18 protein-coding genes are annotated in these 17326 nt (G+C 71.5%); 2 read left to right on the top strand and 16 right to left on the bottom strand.

What is annotated here, in order from left to right; all coding sequences use genetic code 11:
- Nucleotides 1-21 precede the first annotated feature (21 nt).
- On the bottom strand, nucleotides 22-2778 hold the full coding sequence (locus tag FFT09_RS00615) for a DEAD/DEAH box helicase (RefSeq protein WP_081190268.1): 2757 nt from the start codon (nucleotides 2776-2778) through the stop codon (nucleotides 22-24).
- A gap of 74 nt (nucleotides 2779-2852) precedes the next feature.
- Between FFT09_RS00615 and FFT09_RS00610 the strand changes: the two genes are divergently transcribed.
- Nucleotides 2853-3227, top strand: a complete 375-nt coding sequence (locus FFT09_RS00610; protein WP_138381477.1) for an MmcQ/YjbR family DNA-binding protein — start codon at nucleotides 2853-2855, stop codon at nucleotides 3225-3227.
- Here FFT09_RS00610 and FFT09_RS00605 read toward each other — a convergent pair.
- The 9 genes from FFT09_RS00605 to pafA all read right to left on the bottom strand — a co-directional run bounded on the left by FFT09_RS00605 (nucleotide 3216) and on the right by pafA (nucleotide 10260).
- Nucleotides 3216-3695, bottom strand: coding sequence for an SRPBCC family protein (locus FFT09_RS00605; RefSeq protein WP_081190270.1), 480 nt, complete (start codon nucleotides 3693-3695; stop codon nucleotides 3216-3218). The genes FFT09_RS00610 and FFT09_RS00605 overlap by 12 nt on opposite strands.
- Entirely contained in the window at nucleotides 3692-4063 is a 372-nt protein-coding gene (locus FFT09_RS00600) for an ArsR/SmtB family transcription factor (RefSeq protein WP_081190271.1), read from the bottom strand. Before FFT09_RS00600 ends, FFT09_RS00605 begins: the two co-directional genes overlap by 4 nt.
- A gap of 158 nt (nucleotides 4064-4221) precedes the next feature.
- A complete protein-coding gene (locus tag FFT09_RS00595; RefSeq protein WP_081190272.1) occupies nucleotides 4222-5157 on the bottom strand; it encodes a diacylglycerol/lipid kinase family protein in 936 nt (311 codons plus the stop codon).
- Nucleotides 5158-5160: 3 nt separating this feature from the next.
- On the bottom strand, nucleotides 5161-6111 hold the full coding sequence (gene tatC, locus FFT09_RS00590) for a twin-arginine translocase subunit TatC (RefSeq protein ID WP_081190273.1): 951 nt from the start codon (nucleotides 6109-6111) through the stop codon (nucleotides 5161-5163).
- A gap of 95 nt (nucleotides 6112-6206) precedes the next feature.
- On the bottom strand, nucleotides 6207-6599 hold the full coding sequence (tatA, locus tag FFT09_RS00585; RefSeq protein ID WP_138381476.1) for a Sec-independent protein translocase subunit TatA: 393 nt from the start codon (nucleotides 6597-6599) through the stop codon (nucleotides 6207-6209).
- Between the two features lie 20 nt (nucleotides 6600-6619).
- The gene (locus tag FFT09_RS00580) at nucleotides 6620-6856 is read right to left on the bottom strand and encodes a bacteriophage holin (protein ID WP_138381475.1); all 237 of its coding nucleotides are present in this window, start codon (nucleotides 6854-6856) and stop codon (nucleotides 6620-6622) included.
- A gap of 9 nt (nucleotides 6857-6865) precedes the next feature.
- Nucleotides 6866-7846 carry a helix-turn-helix transcriptional regulator gene (locus FFT09_RS00575; RefSeq protein ID WP_024873746.1) on the bottom strand — a complete coding sequence of 327 codons (981 nt, stop codon included), beginning with the start codon at nucleotides 7844-7846 and terminating at the stop codon, nucleotides 6866-6868.
- Complete coding sequence (locus FFT09_RS00570; protein WP_081190275.1) at nucleotides 7843-8826, bottom strand: helix-turn-helix transcriptional regulator; 984 nt, start codon at nucleotides 8824-8826, stop codon at nucleotides 7843-7845. Before FFT09_RS00570 ends, FFT09_RS00575 begins: the two co-directional genes overlap by 4 nt.
- Before the next feature lie 75 nt (nucleotides 8827-8901).
- Entirely contained in the window at nucleotides 8902-10260 is a 1359-nt protein-coding gene (gene pafA / locus FFT09_RS00565) for a Pup--protein ligase (RefSeq protein ID WP_024873744.1), read from the bottom strand.
- Nucleotides 10261-10396: 136 nt separating this feature from the next.
- On the opposite strand from pafA, the gene FFT09_RS00560 reads away from it, so the two are divergent.
- Nucleotides 10397-11845 carry a bifunctional phosphatase PAP2/diacylglycerol kinase family protein gene (locus FFT09_RS00560; RefSeq protein ID WP_138381986.1) on the top strand — a complete coding sequence of 483 codons (1449 nt, stop codon included), beginning with the start codon at nucleotides 10397-10399 and terminating at the stop codon, nucleotides 11843-11845.
- Between the two features lie 9 nt (nucleotides 11846-11854).
- Here the strand turns inward: FFT09_RS00560 and FFT09_RS00555 are convergent, their stop codons facing one another.
- The 6 genes from FFT09_RS00555 to FFT09_RS00530 form a co-directional block, all read right to left on the bottom strand.
- Entirely contained in the window at nucleotides 11855-12673 is an 819-nt protein-coding gene (locus tag FFT09_RS00555; RefSeq protein WP_024873742.1) for an MOSC domain-containing protein, read from the bottom strand.
- 5 nt (nucleotides 12674-12678) lie between these two features.
- Nucleotides 12679-13461 carry a proteasome subunit alpha gene (gene prcA, locus FFT09_RS00550; protein ID WP_138381474.1) on the bottom strand — a complete coding sequence of 261 codons (783 nt, stop codon included), beginning with the start codon at nucleotides 13459-13461 and terminating at the stop codon, nucleotides 12679-12681.
- A gap of 64 nt (nucleotides 13462-13525) precedes the next feature.
- Nucleotides 13526-14416 (bottom strand): proteasome subunit beta, encoded by an 891-nt coding sequence (gene prcB / locus FFT09_RS00545; protein WP_138381473.1) that lies wholly within the window; start codon nucleotides 14414-14416, stop codon nucleotides 13526-13528.
- A gap of 95 nt (nucleotides 14417-14511) precedes the next feature.
- On the bottom strand, nucleotides 14512-14706 hold the full coding sequence (locus FFT09_RS00540; RefSeq protein WP_024873739.1) for a ubiquitin-like protein Pup: 195 nt from the start codon (nucleotides 14704-14706) through the stop codon (nucleotides 14512-14514).
- 94 nt (nucleotides 14707-14800) lie between these two features.
- Nucleotides 14801-16303 (bottom strand): depupylase/deamidase Dop, encoded by a 1503-nt coding sequence (dop, locus tag FFT09_RS00535; RefSeq protein ID WP_138381472.1) that lies wholly within the window; start codon nucleotides 16301-16303, stop codon nucleotides 14801-14803.
- Nucleotides 16304-16387: 84 nt separating this feature from the next.
- Complete coding sequence (locus tag FFT09_RS00530) at nucleotides 16388-17326, bottom strand: aldo/keto reductase (protein ID WP_138381471.1); 939 nt, start codon at nucleotides 17324-17326, stop codon at nucleotides 16388-16390.

The raw sequence follows: 17326 nt of genomic DNA, 5'->3' as shown, positions 1-17326 counted from the left end.
GCTGCCCGTGATCCAACCACATCACACCTCGCCCGCGGCGACCACACCGCGGCGCAGCAGACGCGAAGCCTTCGCCGCCGCCCCGCCGACGGCGTGGTCGCGGCCGAGGACGTCCCTGATCTGTTCGAGCAGGTCGATGACCTGCCGTGACCAGCGCACGAAGTCGCCCGCCGACAGCTCCTGGCCGTTGACCTCGGCGGCGGTGAGGACCTTCTCCAGCGACTCGCCCCGCGCCCACCGGTACACCGGCCACGCGAATCCGGCGTCGGGCTCCCGGGTGCGGTCGAGCCGGTGGGCGCGCTCGTCGTCCACCAGGTCGGTCCAGACCCGCACGGTCTCCCGCCAGGCATCGGCCACCGGCCCCGACGGCAGCTTCGACTCGGCGGCGGAGTCGCGGCGCGCCTCGTACACCAGCGTGGACACGACGGCCGCCAGCTCGGCAGGAGGCAGGCCGTTCCAGAGCCGTTGCCGGATGCACTCCGCCGCCAGCAGATCCGACTCGCTGTAGAGCCGCGACAGCAACCTGCCGTGCTCGGTGACGTCGTCCCCGTTCTCGCCGAGGTAGCCCCGTTGCGACAGCAGTCGCCGGATGCGGTCGAACGAGCGCGCCAGCGAGTGCGTCGTCGCGGCGACCTTGCGCTTGAGCTGTTCGTTCTCCGCCGTCAACCGCTGGTGGCGTTCCATCCACCGCAGGTTGGCCTCGCGGTCGGCCATGCCGTGAACGGGGTGCGCACGCAGCTCGCGGCGCAGCTCGGCCAGCTCGGGATCGGAGTTCGCGTCGGAACGCCACCGCTGCCTGCGGGGTGGCCGCAGACCGGTCTCCCGCAACGCCGAGGCGATGTCGCGCCGGGTCTTCGGCGAGCGCAGCTCGACGTGCTTCGGCAGTTTCAACCGCCCCAGCGGCTCCACCGGCGCGGGGAAGTCGGACAGCGACAGCGCACCGGACCAGCGATCCTCGGTGATCACCACGGGGCGCGGCTCGTCGAACTGGTCCACCCCGGGATCGATCACCACGGCGAGCCCGGCCCGCCGTCCCGAGGGCACGGCGATGACGTCGCCCTTGCGCAGCTTCTCCAGCGACCGCGCGGTCTGGACCCGTTTCGCCGACGTGTTCTGGCGCGCGAGCTCCTTCTCCCGCTCGGAGACCTTCCTGCGCTGCGCCAGGTACCCCAGCACCTCGTCGACATCGCCGGTGACGGCCTCGGCGTAGCCGCGCAGTGCCTCCTCGTTGCGCTCCACCCGCCGCGACAGGCCCACCACGGAGCGGTCCGCCTGGAACTGGGCGAACGACTGTTCCAGCAGTTCCCTGCCCTTCGCGGCCCCGAACCGGCCGACCAGGTTGACGGCCATGTTGTAGCCAGGCCGGAACGACGAGCGCAGCGGATAGGTCCGGGTCGAGGCGAGACCGGCGACCTGCCTCGGGTCCACCCCCGGCTGCCACACCACGACCGCGTGGCCCTCGACGTCGATCCCACGACGGCCCGCGCGCCCCGTGAGCTGCGTGTACTCCCCCGGAGTGAGGTCGACGTGCGCTTCCCCGTTGTACTTGACGAGCCGTTCGAGCACGACCGTGCGCGCGGGCATGTTGATGCCCAGCGCCAGCGTCTCGGTGGCGAACACCACCTTCACCAGGCCCCGGACGAACAGTTCCTCGACCGTCTCCTTGAACGCGGGCAGCAGGCCCGCGTGGTGGGCCGCGATGCCCTGCTCCAGGCCCTCGCGCCACTCCCAGTAACCCAGCACGGACAGGTCACCGTGGGGCAGGTCGGCCGTGCGCTCGTCGACGATACGGCGCACCTGCTCGACCTCGTCGGGACCGTTGAGCCGCAGCCCCGACCGCACGCACTGCGAGACCGCGGCGTCACACCCCGCGCGGGAGAAGATGAACACGATGGCGGGCAGCAGCCCCGCGTGGTCGAGCCTGCCGACGACCTCGGTGCGCGACGGCGGGCGGTAGCGCGGCCCCCTGGGCGGCGCGCCGCGCCTGCCCCGGCCGCGCAGCCCGGCGGGGGCGTGCGCCCTGGCGGTGTCCTCGACCTTCCGCAGCAACCGCGGATTGATCTTGGCCTCACCGGTGTCGGCGTGCTCCCCCGCGAAGAGGTCGAGCAGCCGCCCGCCGACCACCATGTGCTGCCACAGCGGGACCGGCCGGTGCTCGTCGACGACGACGGTCGTGTCGCCGCGCACCTCGACCAGCCACTCACCGAACTCCTCGGCGTTGCTGACGGTGGCGGACAGGCCCACCACCCGCACGTACTCGGGCAGGTGCAGGATCACCTCCTCCCACACCGCTCCACGGAAGCGGTCGGCGAGGTAGTGGATCTCGTCCATGACGACGTAGCCCAGCTCGTCGAGCGTGGTCGAGCCCGCGTACAGCATGTTGCGCAGGACCTCGGTGGTCATCACCACGATCTGCGCGCCGCCGTTGATTGAGGTGTCGCCGGTCAGCAGGCCGACCGCGTCGGAGCCGTAGCGCCGCACGAGGTCGGCGTACTTCTGGTTCGACAGCGCCTTGATGGGCGTGGTGTAGAAACACTTGCGCCCCTCGGCCAGCGCCAGGTGTACGGCGAACTCGCCCACCACGGTCTTGCCCGCGCCGGTGGGCGCGCAGACGAGCACGCCGTGCCCGCCTTCGAGCGCCTCGCAGCCCTGGACCTGGAAGTCGTCGAACTCGAACGCCATCTCGGCCGCGAACCGGGCGAGCTGCGGGTACCGGTCACGCCGCCGCGCCGCCGCGTAGGCCTCGGCGGGGGTCGGGGAGGAAGTGGAGGAGTCCACGATCGTCAGGGTTTCACACCCCTGCGGCGCCGCGCACGGGGTGGGTGTCGTGGGGTCCCGCTACCCTCCCGGACATGGCAGTGTGGACCCCGCGACGGCTGCGCTCGGTGTGCGTGTCGATGCCCGGTGCCCGGGAGCGCTTTCCGTTCCTTCCCAGGCTGAGCGTGTTCTTCGTCGAGGACAAGATGTTCGCGCTGTCGGACCTGAACGCCGACCCGCTCACCGTGAGCGTGAAGGGTGATCCGGAACTGTCGCTGTACCTGCGCGACACCTATCCGGCGATCACGCCGGGCTACCACCTGAACAAGCGGCACTGGAACACGATCCTGCTCGACGACTCCGTGCCGGACGGCCTGGTGGCCGACCTGATCGCCGAGTCCTACGACCTGGTGGTCGCCGGGCTGCCGAAGTACCGGCGCGAACGCCTGGCGGCGCAGTCAGGCCAGTAGCGCGTCGAGCTTCGCGTAGCCCTGGACGATTCCGGTCTCCATACCGCTGGCCAGCATGGCGTCGCGCGCTTCGAGGGTGTCCACCAGCGACAACGACGTCACCCGCGTACGAGCGCCGCCGAGGTCGTCGAAGGTGGCGGTCTCCAGGCTGACCGCGTCGGGCAGGTCGACGAAGGTGAACGTCTGCACGATCCGCTGCGGCGCGCGCACCTCGTGGAACGAGCCGTAGAACTCCGTGAGCCGCTCCCCGTTCCGCCACGCGGAATAGCGGTAGGCACCGCCGGTACGGGCGTCCCACGTCTCGATGCGCATCTCGATGTCGTCGGGCCCGAGCCAGCGCCGCACGAGGTCTGGGTCGGTCCAGGCGCGGAACACGCGCTCGGGCGGCGCGTCGAAGTCCCGCACGATCCGCACGGACGGCAGATCGGGCACGGCCTCGATCACGGTGTCGTGGGTCTGGGTGGTCATGATGCCTCCTGGGCGGGTGGACTGTCGGTGTCCTGCGAGTCGGCGGTGGAGTCGAGTTCGGCCAGCACCGCGTCGAGGCGGCGGTAGCGCTCCTCGGCGGCGAGCCGGTAGCGCTCGATCCACTTGGTCGCCAGGTCGAGGACGTCTGCCTCCAGATGGCACGGCCGGGTCTGGGCTTGCCTGCCACGGCTGATCAACCCGGCCTGTTCCAGCACCCGCAGGTGCTTGGACACCGCCTGCGTCGACACGTCGTAGGGCTCGGCCAGCTCACCCACCGTGGCGTCCCCGGCGGCGAGCCGGGACACGATGTCGCGGCGGGTCGGGTCGGCCAGCGCGGCGAACATGCGGGACAACCGGTCGTCGGTCACGGCTCTCGCCACTCCCTTCGATCAACCATCTGGTTGATAAAACGTTAGGCGGCTACGGGCTCACTTGTCAACCAGATGGTTTCACGCGGGCTGGACCCCGTGAACTGCGGACACGGCTACAGGAACTGCGGACACGGCTACGCAGGCTGCGGACACGGCTACGGGAGCTGCGGACACGCCAGCACGCGCAGCGCCGCCGGAACGCAGGTCGCGTTCACCGGCAGCGCGCCGAGCGGGTCACCGTCGGCGAAGACCGGCCACTCCGCGGTGCCCTCAGTGCCCGCCGCTCCCTCGATGCGGACGCGGGTCGCGCGCAGCGTATGGACCGCGGGGTGGCGCACATGCTGCCCCGTGCGCAGGCGCGGCAGGATCCGCGCCAGGCGGGTCCTGCTCACGCGGCCCACCACGGTCACATCGAACACGCCGTCGTCGGGACGCGCGGACGGGCAGATCGGCACGCCGCCGCCGTAGAACGGTGTGTTGCCCACCGCGACCAGCGTGGCCGACACCCGCACGGACCCGGCGTCGGTGTCCACCACGACCGGTCTCGGCCGCAGCGACAGGAGTTCCCGCAGCAGGGCGGCGTCGTAGCGGCGCGGGCCCGACGGCCACGGCAGGCGGTTAGCCCGCGCGTTGACGGCCGCGTCGAAGCCGGTACACAGCACCGTGCCGAACCACCGCGACGACCCGGGATCGTCACCGTCCACCCGACCCAGGTCCACGGTGCGGTCGCTGCCGCCACGCAGGGCCGACAGCAACGCCGTCACGGCCTCGCCGGGCCTGCCGGGCACGCCCAGAGCGCGGGCGAAGTCGTTTCCGGTGCCCGACGGCACGAGCCCGAGCGCGACCTCGGTGCCTGCGCAGCACTGCACGGCCTGGTGGGCGGCGCCGTCGCCGCCCACCACCACGAGCGCGTCCAGCCCGGCCGACCGGCACGCCGTCACCGAATCCCGCAGCGCCTGGGGCGTGGCCGCGGAGATCAGCTCAAGGTGGTCGACCTCGGCGCGCAGCCGCTCGGCGACCGTGCCCGCGATCCGTGCGGCCGTGCCGTGCCCCGAACCCGGATGCACGGCCAGCGCCACTCGCCGCCCCATGCGTCAGGTCACGTCGTCGGTGTTCGACCGGCGGCCGGGCTTCTCGCCCGGGTCGTCATCGGCCGTGCTCGGGGTGTACTCGAACGGGGCTGCCTCGTCGTCGGACAGCGACGCCCAGCTCTCCTCCCCGCGCTGCTTGACCTTCTTGCGGTCGTGCAGCCGGGTGACCTGCAGTGCCAGCTCCAGCAGGACCGTCAGGGCGCCCGCCAGCGCGATCATCGAGAACGGGTCGGCCGGAGTCACGAACGCCGCGAAGACGAACGAGGCCAGGATGAGCCCCCGCCGCCACTTGCTCAGCTGCGCGTAGGAGACCACGCCGACCCGGTTGAGCATGATGACCAGCAGCGGAACCTCGAAACTCACCCCGAAGATCAGCAGCAGCGACAACACGAACGAGACGTACTTGTCACCGGTGAACCAGGTGTCGAAGGCGCCGCCACCGAAGTTGACCAGGATTTCCAGGGCGTAGGGCACCAGCGCGAAGGCCAGGACGGCACCGAGAGCGAACAGTACGCTCGCGAAGCCCACGAACGTCAGCGCGTAGCGGCGTTCCTTGGAGTACAACCCCGGTGCGATGAACGCCCACATCTGGTAGATCCACGCCGGGGCGAACAGCACCGCACCCGCCGTCAGCCCCACCTTGAGCTGGATCATGAAGGCTTCGAACGGCACGGTCTGCAACAACCGGCACTCCCCGTCCCTGGGGAACCGGTGTTCGGACGGGATGGAGCAGTACGGGCCTTTGACGATGTCACCGAGCGACGGGATGGGCCCGACCTGGTTGCTGAACCACAGAAAGCCGACCACACCGCCCGCGACCAGGGCGAGCAGCGCGTACGCCAGGCGACGGCGGAACTCGTAGACGTGCTCGATGAGCGTCATCGTGCCGTCGGGATTGCGCCGACGACTGCGCGTGCGCCGCTTACTCGAGCGGCCGTTCGAGGAGTCCGCCACGAACCGTGTCCGTTTCCATCCCGTGTTGACGAATCAGGCTTTGATCAGCCGAGGTCGGTGCCGGACCGGCCCGGCCCGGCACCACCCGGCACGGCTCAGCCAGCGTTGCGCTGGGTCTCCTGCGCGGACTGCTGCCGCTTCAGGTCGTCAAGCTGTCGCTGGAGCTGCTGCACCTGCTCGTCGGTGTTGGCGGCGGTGCCCGTCTGCGGCGCGGACGCCGTCGGCACGCTCTGCGCGGTCGGGGTGACCGGTTCGGCGGCCTGCGGGGTGGACTGCGGCAGCTGCCGGGTGTCCGCCTCGGCGGCCTGCGGGGTGCCCGCCTCGGCGTCGCCGTCCTGGCCGGACTTGCGCATGTCCTTGGTCTCGGCCTTGAAGATCTTCATCGACTTGCCGACCGACCTCGCCGCGTCGGGCAGGCGCTTGGCACCGAACAGCAGGACCACGACAAGAACCAGAATGATCAAATGCCACGGCTGCAACGCGTTCATCGCCTGGCCTCCTTACTCGTTCACGGTCGATCGTACTGTGCTGCGTGGCCGTCGCGTCGGTGACGGCGACGTCCGGCGATCGCGACCCGAAGCGCCGCGAACCGAGCCCGCAGCAACCCGACCCGGTCGCCGGTGCGAGCCGTCACCATGCTCGCTGTCGAGCGGTAGGTGCGCAAGAGCTTCAGCACGCGAAACAGGACGAGTCCGAAACCGGCGATCGCGAGCACGACCAGTGCGATGCTCACCACGGAGAACACTCGCCCACCCTAACCAGCCGAGGTTGCGGCGAGGTGACGAGATCGTGCCAGCGCCTCGGCCGCGCGCTGGCGGACCGTGTCGGCCACGTGCGGCGGGTACTCCACCTCGGCCTCGCCCCGCAAGCGCAACACCAGCCTGACCAGCCACGACTCGTCGCCGTAGCGCAGCCTGACCCGCAGCCTGCCGCCCGGCAGTTCGGCCAGTTCCTCACACGGGTAGTACTCGGCGACCCAGCGGGCGTCGGGGTCCAGCACCAGCACGGCCTCGGGAAACTCGGCCGCTCGGGGGAACACTCCCTGGGAGAGGTCCTTGGGCGTCGCGGCCTCCGGCGGCGCGGCGGGCTCGTCGAGCACGGTGAGCTCGTCGATCCGGTCCAGGCGGAACAGCCGCACGGATTCGGCCTTGCGGCACCACGCCTCCAGGTAGCCGATGCCCTGCACGATCGGCAGCCGCATCGGGTCCACGGTGCGCTCGGTCACGGTGTCCTTGGAGGCCGCGTAGTAGCGCAGCCGCAGCGCCCTGCGAGCCTGGATCGCCTCCCGCACCCGCTCCCGGGTCCTGGCGGTGCCCGCGGCCTCCCGCATCCCGTGGTGGACCACCACACCGGACGGCCGGGCGTCGCCGGACGCCGACTCGATCTTGCCGATCGCCCGGTGTACCGCGTCGGCGTCCACCACCCCGGGGGTCTCCGCCAGCGCCCGCAGCGCGATCACGAGAGCGCTGGCCTCCGCACCGGTGAGCCGCAGCGGTCTGCGCATCCCGGCGTCGAAGGTCACCGACACCGTGTCGCCGTCGAACGACAGATCGATGAGGTCACCGGGCCCGTATCCGGGCAGCCCGCACATCCACAGCAGTTCGAGGTCCTTGCGCAGCTGCCTCGGCGTGACGTCGAAGTCGCGCGCCGCCTCGTCGATCCGGATACCGGGGCGCGCCAGCAGGTACGGCACCAGCGCCAGCAGCCGGGGCAACCGGTCTCCCGACCCGCTCACAGCGACACCTCCTGCGCCACGCGTTCCCACCGGTCGGCGACCGCCTTGGCCAGCACGTCCGGTTCCAGCACCAGTGCGTCGGGGCCGTGCGCGGCGATCCAGTCCGCCGCACTCTCCGGAACCCACAGGTCCAGCTCGACCACGTCACCGTCGACGTCGGCGACCGTCCGGCGGCCCACCACGGTGGCCTGCCTGCGGATACCCGCCGCGCGCCCCTCCGCGAGCCACAGCCGGGCCCGCATCGCCGGTACGGGATCCCGGCCCGCGCCACCGGCTCCCGCCACGAACTCGATCAGGTTCACGTCGGGTGGCCGCGTCACCGCGCCCGAAGGGCCCACGGGCCGGACGGGACCGGTGATGCGGGACAGCCGGAAGCAGCGCGGGGCGCCGCGATCCCGGTCGTGGCCGACCAGGTACCACCGCGCCCGCCACGAGACCACACCCCACGGTTCCACCGTGCGGGCGCGCCGCTCCGGCGAGTGCGAGCGGCGGTAGTCGAAGCGCACCACCCGGCCCAGCTGCACCGCCGCGAGCAGCGGCGCGAACGACGGTTCCGCGTGCACTCGCGGCTCGACCGGGGTCGTCGCGCTCTCGTCCACGTCGACACCCGCGGCGCGCAACTTCACCAGCGCCTTCTGCGCCTGCCCCGTCAGCTCCGGCGAGTCCCACAGCCGCACCGCCAGCGCGACCGCCGCCGCCTCGTCCGGCGCCAGCTCGATCGCACCCAGCTCGTAGTCGCGGCGCGCGATGCGGTAGCCCTCGACCGGGTCGAACACCGAGTTGCGGCCGGTCTCCAGCGGGATACCGAGTTCACGCAACTCCGCCTTGTCCCGCTCGAACATGCGGGCGAACGCCTCGTCGCTGGTCGCGTCGACGTAGCCGGGCACGATGGTCCTGACCCGGTCGGCGGCCAGGTACTGCCGGGTCGACAGAAGAGCGAGCACCAGATTGACGAGGCGCTCGGCGCGAGCGGTGGACACCCTCGTAACCATATCGCCCACCACACCCGGCCCGCGCAGGCCAGGGGCCGTCCGGGCCCCGGCCGCGCCGGGCGGTCACAACGAACTGATCAACCGCTCCACCCGCTCGTCCACGGACCGGAACGGGTCCTTGCACAGCACCGTGCGCTGCGCCTGGTCGTTCAGCTTCAGATGCACCCAGTCGACGGTGAAGTCGCGCCCCGCCTGCTGCGCCGCCGCGATGAAGTCACCCCGCAGCTTCGCCCTCGTGGTCTGCGGCGGGGTGTCCTTGGCCAGCTCGACCTCGCCGTCGTCGGTGACCCGCTGTACGAGCCCCTTGCGCTGCAGCAGGTCGAACACTCCCCGCCCCCGGCGGATGTCGTGGTAGGCGAGGTCCAGCTGCGCCACCCTCGGGTCGGACAGCGTGAGGTCGTGCTTGCTGCGGTACCGCTCCACCAGCCGGTGCTTGATCGCCCAGTCGATCTCGGTGTCGATGTCCGAGAAGTCCTGCTGCTCCACCGCGTCCAGCGCCCGGCCCCACAGGTCGACAACGGCCTCCGCCGAGGGCGAGGCCGCCCCCGAGGCGACGTGCTGCACCGCCCGCGCGTAGTACTCCCGCTGGATCTCCAGCGCCGAGGCCTCCCTGCCCCCGGCGAGGCGAACCTGCCTGCGACCGGTCAGATCGTGGCTGATCTCCCGGATCGCCCTGATCGGGTTGTCGAGCGTGAAGTCGCGGAACTGCACGCCCTCCTCGATCATCTCCAGCACGAGGTTCACGGAACCGACCTTCAGCAGCGTCGTCGGCTCCGCCATGTTCGAGTCGCCGACGATCACGTGCAGCCTGCGGTAGCGCTCGGCGTCGGCGTGTGGCTCGTCGCGCGTGTTGATGATCGGCCGCGAGCGCGTCGTCGCGCTCGACACGCCCTCCCAGATGTGCTCCGCGCGCTGCGACAGGCAGTACACGGCTCCCCGGGGAGTCTGCAGCACCTTTCCCGCCCCGCAGATCAGCTGCCGCGTCACGAGGAACGGCAACAGCACGTCCGCGACCCGGGAGAACTCACCCGCCCGAGTGACCAGGTAGTTCTCGTGGCAGCCGTAGGAGTTGCCCGCCGAGTCGGTGTTGTTCTTGAACAGGAAGATGTCGCCGCCGATGCCCTCGTCGGCGAGCCTGCGCTCCGCGTCGACCAGCAGGTCCTCCAGGATGCGCTCGCCCGCCTTGTCGTGGGTCACCAGCTGCGTGAGGTCGTCACACTCGGCGGTCGCGTACTCCGGATGCGACCCGACGTCGAGGTACAGGCGGGAGCCGTTGGACAGGAAGACGTTCGACGACCGGCCCCACGACACCACCCGCCGGAACAGGTAGCGCGCCACTTCGTCGGGGGACAATCTGCGCTGACCGTGGAAGGTGCAGGTGACCCCGAACTCGGTTTCGATCCCAAAGATCCGCCGCTGCATCCTTCAAGGGTAGGCGCTTTTCGCCACGGTACGGTGAACGAAACGGATTCCGGACCGAGGTGGCCTAATCATCGACCCCGTGCTCGTCCACCTGGCCCGGCGCCTGCGCCACGTCAGCGCCGCCGACCGCGCCGCCATGCGGTACAGCGCCACCCTGCCCCACTCCCCCGCCGACACCGCGCTGGCCCGCCTCACCCGCGCCGCCGACAAGGGCCGCCTCTGGTGGGCCATCGCCGCCGCGCTCGCGACCCGCAAGGGCCCCACCCGGCGCGCCGCCCTGCGGGGGCTGACCGCGCTCGCGGGCTCGAGTGTCGCCGCCAACCTCATCGGCAAGCCACTGCTGCCGCGCCGCAGGCCCGCCGCGGAGGTCGTGCCCCCGGCCCGCCGGCTCGAAGCGCGGCCCACGTCCTCGTCGTTTCCCTCCGGGCACGCCGCCTCGGCCGCCGCCTTCGTCACCGGCGCCGCACTGGAGTCCCCCCGGCTCGGGGCCGCGCTCGCCCCGCTGGGCGCCGCCGTCGCCTACTCCCGTGTCCACACCGGTGTCCACTGGCCGAGCGACATCGGCGCGGGCACGGTCCTGGGAGTGTTCGCCGCGCTCGCGACCCGGCACTGGTGGCCGCTGCACCCGGACTCGCGCGCCCACACCACCCACCCCGCCGACGCCCCCACCCTGTGCGGCGGCGAGCACCTGATCACGGTCGTCAATCCCAGTTCGGGCAGCGCCGAGGACCCCACCGACGAGGTGAAGCGCCTCTGGCCGCACGCCGTGATCGTGTATCCGGCGGCCGGCACGGACCTGCGCAGCCAGCTCACCACGGCGTTGCACACGCACGGCGGGCACGTGCGGGCGCTCGGTGTCGCGGGCGGGGACGGCACCGCCGCCGCCGTGGCCTCCGTCGCCGCCGACACCGGCCTCCCGCTCGCGCTGGTCCCCACCGGCACGCTCAACCACTTCGCCCGCGACCTGGGTATCGGCTACCTCGCCGACACCGACCGGGCGCTGCGCGCCGGCAGTGCCGTCGGGATCGACCTGGGCGAGGTCGAGGTGGACGGTGCCTCCGGTGCGCAGGGCCCGGCACGCCGCTGGTTTCTCAACACCGCCAGCCTCGGCGGCTATCCCGAGATGGTGCGGTTGCGCGAGACCATCCAGCGGCGCCACCCCAAGTGGCCGTCGGCCGCCATCGCGGTCGTCCGCACCCTGCGCCACGCCCGGCCACTGCACGTCGTGCTCAACGGCAGGCACATGCGCGTCTGGATGCTGTTCGTCGGCAACGGCACCTACGCACCACGGGGACTCATCCCCTCACACCGGCCCGCGCTCGACACGGGCCTGCTGGACGTGCGGTACCTGCGCGCCGACAGGCCCTACTCCCGCACCCGGTTCCTGCTCGCGGCCCTGACCAACACCCTCGGCACCAGCCACGTCTACGCGCAACGGGACCTCGCCCAGGTGGAGGTCACGATCCTCGACGGCAACCGGCGCATCGCCACCGACGGCGAGGTGGGGCCGCTCGGCCGTCGCTTCCGGTTCCGATCGCGGCCCAGTGCGCTGGCCGTGTACCGGCCGCGGAACCCGGCACCCTGACCACCCGGGTCAGGCCGTGGCCCAGTCCCGCACCCGGAACTCGTCACCGACCGAGACCTTGCCCGCCCGCACGACCGAGAACTTCGCACCCAGCGCCACGCCACCCGGTCGCCGCCGGAAGCCCGCCAGCGTCCGCAGCGGTTCCGGACCGGACCGCCGGCCTGTCCGCTGGTCGACGGTGGTGACCGCGCACCGGATCGCGAGCTTGGTGAAGCCGAGTTCCGCCTGGCCGACCTCGATCCGCCGCGCCCGGTCCTCGGCGTACGGTTCGTCCCAGCCCGACACGACGACGTTCGGCCGGAACCTGTCCATCGGCACGGCGTCGCCGCCGCCGTCGGCGATCCGCGCGTTAAGATCCGCCACGCTGCCGGTCGCGACCACCAGCACGGCGCTGCTGTCGGCGTAGCCGGACGTGCCGGGCGTCTCGCCGTCGGTCACGCGGTCGTGCTCGGGCGGCACGCGAACCAGCCGGCACGCCCGGCCCAGCAGCGAGGAGAACCACTCGGCCGCGCCGTCGCCCTGGTCGGCGCCGCTGAAATCCTTGCCGTGCAACCGCACGGGCCGCCGCGGCCCGGCGGGGTCGACGGCGAGCGCCAGCGACTCCACTCCGGGCGCCGCCAGCGTCAACCGGTCGCCGCTGTCGTCGAGCGCGGGCCGCACCACGGCCAGCCCCGGGGTCCGGCGCTGGCTCAGGAATCCGCCCTCGGCATCGACCACCATGAACGCGCGGTCGGCGGCGAGCCCCGCGAGCCCCAGGTGTCCCTCATTCACCTCGACCGCGGCGCAGCCCTTGATCGGATAATGGAACAGCCCGGCGACGCGAGCCATCGCGCTCAGTCCCCGTCTTCGGAGGACCCGGACTCACCCGTCTGCGCCTGAGGGGATTCCTCGGCCGAGTCCGCCGATCCCGTGGCGGGCATCAGGGCGTCCAGCGCCGCACCCGTGATGCGGCGGAAGGTCCGTCCCGGGCGTTCGCGGTCCAGCACCGCGACCTCCAGCTTGCCCGGCTCCGCGTCACCGTTGCCCGGCGTGCCCTGCCCCGGCGTCGTCGCCCGCAGCGCCTCCACCGCCACCGCGAGCGCGGCACCCAGCTCCATGCCGTCGGCGAAGGTCTCCTTGAGCTTCGTGTTGATCGCGTCGGTCTGCCCGCCCATGACGACGAACTTGGGCTCGTCCATGACGATCGAGCCGTCGTAGGTCAGGCGGTACAGCTCGTCCTCGTCGGAGTTGCCGCCGACCTGCGCCACACAGATCTCCACCTCGAACGGTTTGAGCTGCTCGGTGAAGATCGTGCTCAGGGTCTGCGCGTACACGTTGGCCAGCGCGCGGGCGTTGACGTCGCGCCGGTCGTACATGAAGCCCTGCAGGTCCACGTGCCGGATGCCGCCGCGACGCAGGCTCTCGAACTCGCTGTACCGGCCCACGGCGGCGAAGCCGATACGGTCGTAGATCTCCGAGACCTTGTGCAGGGTCGGTGACGGGTTCTCCGCCACGAACAGCACTCCGCCCCGGTACTTGAGCACGACGACGCTCCGTCCCCGTGCAATGCCCTTGCGCGCGAGTTCGGAACGCTCGCGCATCAACTGCTCGGGTGAGGCGTACAGCGGCATCGTCACTGGCGTTGGCTCCGCTCTGCTCGATCGACTACAGGACTCAGGGTGAACAACGACGGCGGAAGCCTCAACCGAGGCGCCCTGGCCGTTCCGACCGCTCCCGCACCACGGCCTGTGCGATGGCGGCGGTCTCGGCACTCGGCAGCGACACCGCCCCGTGCTCGGCCGTCACCGTGACCACCGTCGGGTAGATGTGGCGCACCAGGTCGGGCCCGCCGGTGGCGGTGTCGTCGTCGGCGGCGTCGTAGAGCGCCTCCACGGCGGCACGCACCGCGGTTTCGGAGTCGGCGTCGGGGTCGTAGAGCTTCTTCAGCGACGACTTGGCGTACACCGAGCCCGAGCCGATGGCGTGGAACCCGGCGTTCTCCTCGTACCGGCCGCCCGTCACGTCGAACGAGACGATGCGCCCTGCGCGTTTGGGGTCGCTGGCGTCGATGTCGTAGCCCACGAACAGCGGCAGCACCGCGAGCCCGGCCATCGCCACCTCGAGATGGCCCTTGACCATGTTGGCGAGTTTGTTGGTCTTACCGTCGAGTGACAGCGAGACGCCCTCGATCTTCTCGTAGTGGGCCAGCTCGACCGTGTAGAGCCGCACCAGTTCGAGTGCGATCCCCGCGGTTCCGGCGATGCCCACCGCCGAGTAGGTGTCGGTGACGTACACCTTCTCCAGGTCCCGGCTCGCGATCGTGTTGCCCGCGGTCGCCCTGCGGTCACCGGCGATCAGCACCCCGCCGTTGAAGGTGGAGGCCACGATCGTGGTGCCGTGCGGCGGCGCGAAGCCCGACCCGCCGGGTGAGGTGGGCGAGACACCGGCTCCGGAGCCGCTGCCCGGCACGGCGCCGGCGCGGGGCAGCAGCTCCGGGGCCTGGGCCCTGAGGAAGTCGGTGAACGACGACGACGTCGACGACAGGTACGCGGCGGGCAGCGTGAAGCCCGGATTGCGCGGCGTGTGTTCCATGCGTGCTCGTGGTTCCCCTCGCCGAGATGAACAGGACACGGTGCTCATCGACCGATCACATGATCGACAAGCCTAGGAGATCGGCCGACGTTCGCCTACTGGCCGCCCTTCTGCACGTACGCCCGCACGAAGTCCTCCGCGTTCTCCTCCAGCACGTCGTCGATCTCGTCGAGGATCGTGTCCACGTCCTCGCCGACCTTCTCGCGCTGTTCCTGGCCTGCGGGGGCACCGGTCTCGACGTCGTCGTCGGAATCCCCGCCGCCGTGCTTCTCGATGCGTTCCTGAGCCATATTCGCCTCCCGGTGTGGCGCTTGCCTCCAGCCTACCCAGAGTCGCCGACTTTCGGGGCTGCGTGATGGCGTCCGTGATCACCTCACGGCGCGATCACGTCGCCGACGTCAGCGCCTCCACGAGTTCCTCCGCCGTGTTCGCCTCGTCCAGCAGCCGCCCGACGTGCGCCTTCGTGCCACGCAGGGGCTCCAGGGTGGGAATGCGCACCAGCGACTCGCGGCCGACGTCGAAGATGACCGAGTCCCAGGATGCCGCCGCGATCGAACTCGCGTACTTCTCCAGCGTCCTGCCCCGGAAGTACGCCCGCGTGTCGGACGGCGGCGTCGTCATCGCGGCGCGCGCCTCGTCCTCGGTGACCAGGCGCTTCATGGAGCCCCGCGTCACGAGCCGGTTGTACAGGCCCTTGTCGAGCCGGACGTCCGAGTACTGCAGGTCGACCAGGTGCAGGCGCGGCGCCGCCCACCCCAGCGAGTCCCGGTCCCGGTACGCCTCCAGCAGCCGCAGCTTGGCCGGCCAGTCGAGCCGGTCGGCGCACTCCTGCGGGTCGCGGGCCAGCGCGTCGAGCACCTCACCCCAGACGCGCAGGACCTCCTTGGACTGCTCGTCGGCACCCTGACGTTCCAGGTGCCCGCTCGCCATCTCGTGGTAGGCGAACTGGAGGTCGAGCCCCGTGTAGTGCCGCCCGTTCGCCAGCTCGACGGTGGCGCGCAGCGTGGGGTCGTGGCTGATCTGGTGGACCGCGCGCACCGGCTCGGCCAGCTTGAGGTCGTCGAAGCGGACCCCCTGCTCGATCATGTCGATGACCAGCGCGGCCGTGCCGAGTTTGAGGAACGTGGCGTACTCCGCCAGGTTCGCGTCGCCGATGATGACGTGCAGGCGGCGGTACTTGTCGGCGTCGGCGTGCGGCTCGTCGCGGGTGTTGATGATTCCCCGCTTGAGCGTGGTCTCCAGCCCGACCTCGACCTCGACGTAGTCCGCGCGCTGCGAGAGCTGGAACCCGGCCTGCTCGCCCTGCGGCCCGAGACCGACCCGGCCGGACCCTGTGATCACCTGCCGGGACACGAAGAACGGCGTCAGCCCCGCGATCACCGCCGTGAACGGCGTGGCGCGGGCCATGAGGTAGTTCTCGTGGGTGCCGTAGCTGGCGCCCTTGCCGTCGACGTTGTTCTTGTAGAGCTGGAGCGGGGGCTGGCCCGGAACGGTCGCCGCTCGCCGCGCGGCCTCCTCCATGACCCGCTCTCCCGCCTTGTCCCAGATCACCGCGTCCCTGGCGTTGGTCACCTCGGGCGCGGAGTACTCGGGGTGGGCGTGGTCGACGTAGAGGCGGGCACCGTTGGTCAGGATGACGTTCGCCGCCCCGAGGTCCTCCACGTCGGTGTCCTGACCCGGCTGCGACGGGCCCGCGAGATCGAAGCCCCGCGCGTCGCGCAGCGGCGACTCGACCTCGTAGTCCCAGCGGGCCCGGCGGGCCCGGGGTATGTCGGCGGCCGCCGCGTAGGCCAGCACCACCTGAGTGGACGTCAGCACCGGGTTCGCCGTCGCGTCACCCGGCACCGCGATCCCGTACTCGACCTCGGTTCCCATGATCCGGCGCATGACCCAAGCCTACGGGTCCCCGGCGCGAAACCCCCGGCGAAATCCCGGCCGGAGTGAGGAACTCGTTCGCCCCGCCCGGCCGCCTCACCCCCAGGCGAGCGCGGAGCGCCGCGCCCAGTAGTCCGCGGGGTCGGTCGCCAGAGCGGACAGTGCCGCGCGCTGCTGTCCGGTGAGCGGGCTGCCCACCGCCGCGAGATTGGATCGGAACTGCTCGGGGCTGGCGGGCCCGACCAGCACCACGTCCGCCCACGGCTGGGCATGGCAGGCGGCCACCGCCACCGCGTCGGGCTCCACCCCGAGTTCCCGCGCCACCCGCGCCAGCTCCGTGGGCGGGTCCACGGCGAGCCGTCCGTTGGCCAGGGTCTCCTTGAGCTGCACCAGCACACCGGCCTCGTGCGCCTCGCGCAGCGCGGGCCCCGCCGAACGCTCCAGCACGTTCCAGGTCGACTGCACCGCCGAGAACACCGGCCTGCCCGATATCCGCAGCGCCAGTGCCCTGCGGATGGTCTCGGCCTGCGCGGGCCCCGACGTCGTGAATCCGACCCGGACCCCGTCCTCGGTCAACGACGCCAGCGCCGCCAGCAGGTCCTCGTCGCCGAACAGCGGGCTGTCGGGCGTCAGCGAATGCACCTGGTAGAGCGACACGCGCCCGGCCAGCAGCGACCGCGTGTGCTCCCACTGGGCACGAAACCTCGGCAACGAGTGTTCCTTGACCTCGTGGACCTCCGCGTCGCGCCGCCACCGCCCCACGTACTCGTAGCCCCACTTGCTCGACACGACCACGTCGGAGTGGCCCCGCTCGGCGAGCCAGTCCGCGAGGAACTCCTCCGCGCGGCCGTAGGAGCGCGCGACGTCGACCCGCCGCACTCCCCCGGCGTAGGCCGCGTCGAGCACCGCGTAAGTCACCTCTCGCAACTCCGGCACCGCGCGGCCGGGCGGCAGGACCGCCGAGCGTCCGAGGTTGATGTAAGCGGGCCTGCCCACCGCCGCGAGCCCCACGGCGGTCCGCGCGAGTGGGTCCAT

This window comes from Saccharomonospora piscinae (genome assembly GCF_005862235.1).
Classification (GTDB): Bacteria; Actinomycetota; Actinomycetes; order Mycobacteriales; family Pseudonocardiaceae; genus Saccharomonospora; species Saccharomonospora piscinae.
Note: the sequence above shows the minus strand (reverse complement) of the source record. Positions and strands in the feature narration are given on the sequence as shown.